The organism is Amaricoccus sp. W119 (genome assembly GCF_047275745.1).
Taxonomy (GTDB): Bacteria; Pseudomonadota; Alphaproteobacteria; order Rhodobacterales; family Rhodobacteraceae; genus Amaricoccus.
The window spans coordinates 1-3,575 of the sequence record NZ_JBKQWU010000137.1 but is presented as its reverse complement, the minus strand read 5'-3'; the positions used below and the strand labels follow the sequence as shown (position 1 = coordinate 3,575).

The 3,575-nt window shown below is 71.5% G+C and carries 5 protein-coding genes and 1 pseudogene; 3 read left to right on the top strand and 3 right to left on the bottom strand.

Annotated elements, in window-relative coordinates; translation table 11 throughout:
* The 3 genes and pseudogenes from ACLJK8_RS22310 to ACLJK8_RS22300 all read left to right on the top strand — a co-directional run.
* Positions 1 to 148: pseudogene (locus ACLJK8_RS22310) on the top strand (CBS domain-containing protein); the annotation flags it as partial.
* Between the two features lie 172 nt (positions 149 to 320).
* A complete protein-coding gene (locus ACLJK8_RS22305; protein ID WP_413152620.1) occupies positions 321 to 551 on the top strand; it encodes a CBS domain-containing protein in 231 nt (76 codons plus the stop codon).
* A gap of 138 nt (positions 552 to 689) precedes the next feature.
* On the top strand, positions 690 to 1,721 hold the full coding sequence (locus ACLJK8_RS22300) for a hypothetical protein (RefSeq protein WP_413152619.1): 1,032 nt from the start codon (positions 690 to 692) through the stop codon (positions 1,719 to 1,721).
* On the opposite strand, the gene ACLJK8_RS22295 is transcribed toward ACLJK8_RS22300, so the two are convergent.
* The 3 genes from ACLJK8_RS22295 to ACLJK8_RS22285 all read right to left on the bottom strand — a co-directional run.
* Positions 1,722 to 2,057, bottom strand: a complete 336-nt coding sequence (locus tag ACLJK8_RS22295) for a hypothetical protein (RefSeq protein WP_413152618.1) — start codon at positions 2,055 to 2,057, stop codon at positions 1,722 to 1,724.
* Complete coding sequence (locus tag ACLJK8_RS22290; protein ID WP_413152617.1) at positions 1,991 to 2,809, bottom strand: hypothetical protein; 819 nt, start codon at positions 2,807 to 2,809, stop codon at positions 1,991 to 1,993. Before ACLJK8_RS22290 ends, ACLJK8_RS22295 begins: the two co-directional genes overlap by 67 nt.
* A gap of 70 nt (positions 2,810 to 2,879) precedes the next feature.
* The coding region (locus ACLJK8_RS22285) for a CheB methylesterase domain-containing protein (RefSeq protein WP_413152616.1) at positions 2,880 to 3,575 on the bottom strand (696 nt) is incomplete at its 5' end.

The window sequence follows — 3,575 nt, the reverse complement described above, 5'->3', positions numbered from 1 at the left end:
CATCATGTCCAGCGATCTGGTGACGATCGAACCCGACACGCCGCTGACCGAGGTCGCCGATCTGTTCCGGCGGCATGGATTCACCTCGCTCCCCGTCGTCGGCGCGGACGACCGCTTTCTCGGCGTGATCTTCCAGATCCACCTCATCCGCCGCGGTCACGACGACGCGATCCGCATCGGCCGGGGCTTCGGCGCGGCGATGGCACGCCTGCTCGACCGCGGCCGCGAGAGCCCGGCGCGGGCGGCCGAGATCATGNATCCACCTCATCCGCCGCGGTCACGACGACGCGATCCGCATCGGCCGGGGCTTCGGCGCGGCGATGGCACGCCTGCTCGACCGCGGCCGCGAGAGCCCGGCGCGGGCGGCCGAGATCATGACCGGGACGACGCCGCGCGCGACACTCGCGACGCCGCTCGGCGAGCTTCTCCCGATGCTCGCCGAGGGAAGCTGCGACGCGGTTCCGGTGCTGGAGCACGAGCGGATCGTCGGCATCGTGACCCGCACCGATCTCATCGCCGCGCTGGTCCGGGCGAGCGCCCGTCCCGACTGACCCGCGGGCCACACGGGGTCCATGCGGGGCCGCTCCCGGTTTGTTGCCTTTTCAACCCGGACGCCAACCCGCATTAAGGGAAGAACCCGCGCCCGCACCGGGGCGCCGGAGCATCGCACGCGAAGAGAAGGAGGGCCCATGCTCTTTCGCCGAGTTCCCGCCCGCGCGCGCCGCGCCGCCGCGCTGATCGCAGTTCTGGCGGCCGTCCCGGGCCTCTCCGGCGCCGGAGCGCAGGAGCCCGACGCGGCCACCCTCGCCGCCGGGCCCACCGAGGCGCGCGCCCCCCTGCCCCGTCCGGCGGTCGCGGCCATGAGCCCGATGCTCGACCGGATCGGCGAGGCCGGCGCGGCCATGGACGCGCCTTCCTGCATGCGGGTGATCTGGAATCCGCCGACCTCGGAGATCTGCGGCGCCAAATGGAGCGTCCAGGCAGCGGCGAAGAGCGTCGAGCGGACCGAGCGGGACCGGCGCTATTCCTGCGTTCCCGCGCCGGATGGCGGCGCGCTGCTGGCGATCACGTCCTGGGGCGACCGCCCGAATTCGCTGCTCGATCTGACCCCGAAGGTCGAAGGCGGCGCGGATGCCGCGCGGCTGACCGGACAGATGTTCATCCCGAAGGACTACCGGCCGTTCGACGGTGGGCGCATCGCCTTCGGCATCCTGATCGGCGAGCGGAAATGCTCGAGCGGGGGCTGCCTGCCCTCGGAGCAGACGGGCGCCCAGATCCGGGCGAATTTCCGGGTCTCCAAGGACAAGCGGTCGATCCAGCTCGCGAACTACTCCTATCACCTCGACAGGCGCACCAAGGCCCGCGAGACGGACTCGCAATGGGCCGGCGGCAAGAAGAAGGTTCGCGCCTATGGCGCCGGGACCCGGATGGATCGCGCGCTGCCGAAGGGCGAATGGATCACGCTGCGACTCGATGTCGGGCTCAACACGCCCGGTCAGTCCGACGGCTTCTCGACGCTCTCGGCCTTCGACGCGCGCGGGGATCTCATCGGCGCCGCGAGCTACAGGGACGTGACCTATCGGCCCGATGCGAGCTGGAAGATCACCGGCCCCGCCTTCACCGACAAATACAACAAGGCGGGTACCGGCCCGAAGGACCAGACGATCTACTATCGCGACTTCCGGCTCGAGACCGGCGAGCGCGCCGCCTGCGGCTGGTGATCAGGCCTCGCGCGAACGGCGCCCGGTGAAGCTCGCGGCGGCGCCGGGTCCCGGGGCCGGTTCCCCGGCCGCGCCGGCTGTCAGCGTCGCGGCCCGGTCGGCGAGCGGATCGGCGGACGGATCGGTGACTTCCGCCGGGGGCCAGAGCATGCGCAGGCTCTCGCGGACGCGCGGGTCGATGGCCACGTCGAGCTTCACGACCTTCTCGCCCTGATACGTGCCGAGGCGACCGGAGGCGACCGCCGCCCGCCGGCCTCCGGGCTGCGCCATCATGAGCTGGATATCGGTGAGCGCGTTCGGCGGAAGCTCGAGCAGATCGCCGATCCCGAGGCGCATGACATCCGAGACCGCCATGCGCCGGCGCTGCGCCACGGCGTCGATCGCCACGCGCGCGCCAAGCGCCGCGTGCCGCATCGTGACCCCCAGAGATCGCTCGGCTCCTCGCGCCGAACCCCACCCTCGTCGCGCAGGATCGCGCAGATCACGTCGAGCATCGCGAGCGGCAGGACCAGGCGCATGTTCCCCGCACGGGCCGCCCCGCCGATGTCGAGCGCGATGTCATAGACCAGCACATCGACATGCTCGGGCGCGAAACGCAGCTGCGCGATGTCCTGCCGCTGTCCCGCCAACTGAAGCGCCCTCGCCGGCGGACGGCCGAAACAGGCGGCGAGGGCCTCCGTGAAGGCGCCGAGCAGCCCCTCATGCGCGAGCCGGCAGAGCGCCATGTCGATCTCGGTGAAGGTGCGCGTGATCGGGACCGGGGCGATCGAGGCGTCGCCGCCGAGCATCAGGTCGATCAGATGATAGGCGAAATCGGTATCGAGGTTGAGCAGGCCCTGCACCTTGCCGTTCTCGATCTCGATGAGCCCGAGCATGGTCGGCACGGCGATATCGCGCACCGCCTCGGCGACCTTCACCACCTTGCATTCCAGCACGATCGCGCTCACCCCGGTCTTGACCAGCGCCCGGAGCGCCCGCTCGGCCTGCCGGGCGAAGGTCTCGCCGACGAAATCGGTATCGGGGAGCGGCGAACGCGCGACGCCATCGTGGCGCAGCTTGCGCGCCAGCAGGTTCTCGGCTTCTCGCATGGCCCGTCTCCCGGTCGGTTTCCGCGCACCATGGCGCTCTTGTGGTTAAGGGAGGCTGAAGGCGGAGCGGTCAGCCCGCGAGGTCCACGCGGCTTGCCTCCGCCGAACAGGCGGCGAGGATCGCGGCCGGAATGACCGAAAGGTCGAGCTGCTGGCCGACCGCGCCGATCTCGGCCGCCGCCCGCGGCATGCCGTAGACGAGCGAGGTCCGCTCGTTCTGCCCGATCGTCACAGCGCCCGCGGCGCGCATCCGCAGGAGCCCGGCCGCCCCGTCGCGGCCCATCCCGGTCAGGATGACCCCGACCGCGCGCTCTCCGAGGGGTGCTACCGAGGAGAAGAGCGCGTCGACGGACGGACGGTGCCCCGACTGGAGCTCGCCCGGCGACAGCAGACAAACCGGCCGCCGACGCCCGCGGAGTTCGAGATGCGCCGGCCCGCCCGGCGCGATCAGGATGCGTCCCGGTTCGAGCGGCATGCCGTTGGAGGCTTCGACCACTTCGGCCGCGCAGTGCTGGTTGAGCCGCTGCGCGAAGCCCTTGGTGAAGCTGGCCGGCATGTGCTGGACGACGACCGTTGGCGGGCACATGGCCGGGAACGCGGAGAGGACGGACATGAGCGCGTCGACTCCCCCGGTCGAGGCGCCGATCGCCACGATCCGGCCGTTCGGATTGAAGTCGGCCGCGGGCGGATCGTGCCGAGGCCGCGCGCCGATGAGCCCGCGCGGCGCCTGCGCGGCCGCCCGGACCTTGAGCGCGAGTTCGGCGAA

Coding starts and splice junctions, on each gene's coding strand:
- ACLJK8_RS22305 (WP_413152620.1), top strand. CDS start 321: ATGGCACGCCTGCTCGACCGCGGCCGCGAGAGCCCGGCGCGGGCGGCC.
- ACLJK8_RS22300 (WP_413152619.1), top strand. CDS start 690: ATGCTCTTTCGCCGAGTTCCCGCCCGCGCGCGCCGCGCCGCCGCGCTG.
- ACLJK8_RS22295 (WP_413152618.1), bottom strand. CDS start 2,057: ATGCGCCTCGGGATCGGCGATCTGCTCGAGCTTCCGCCGAACGCGCTC.
- ACLJK8_RS22290 (WP_413152617.1), bottom strand. CDS start 2,809: ATGCGAGAAGCCGAGAACCTGCTGGCGCGCAAGCTGCGCCACGATGGC.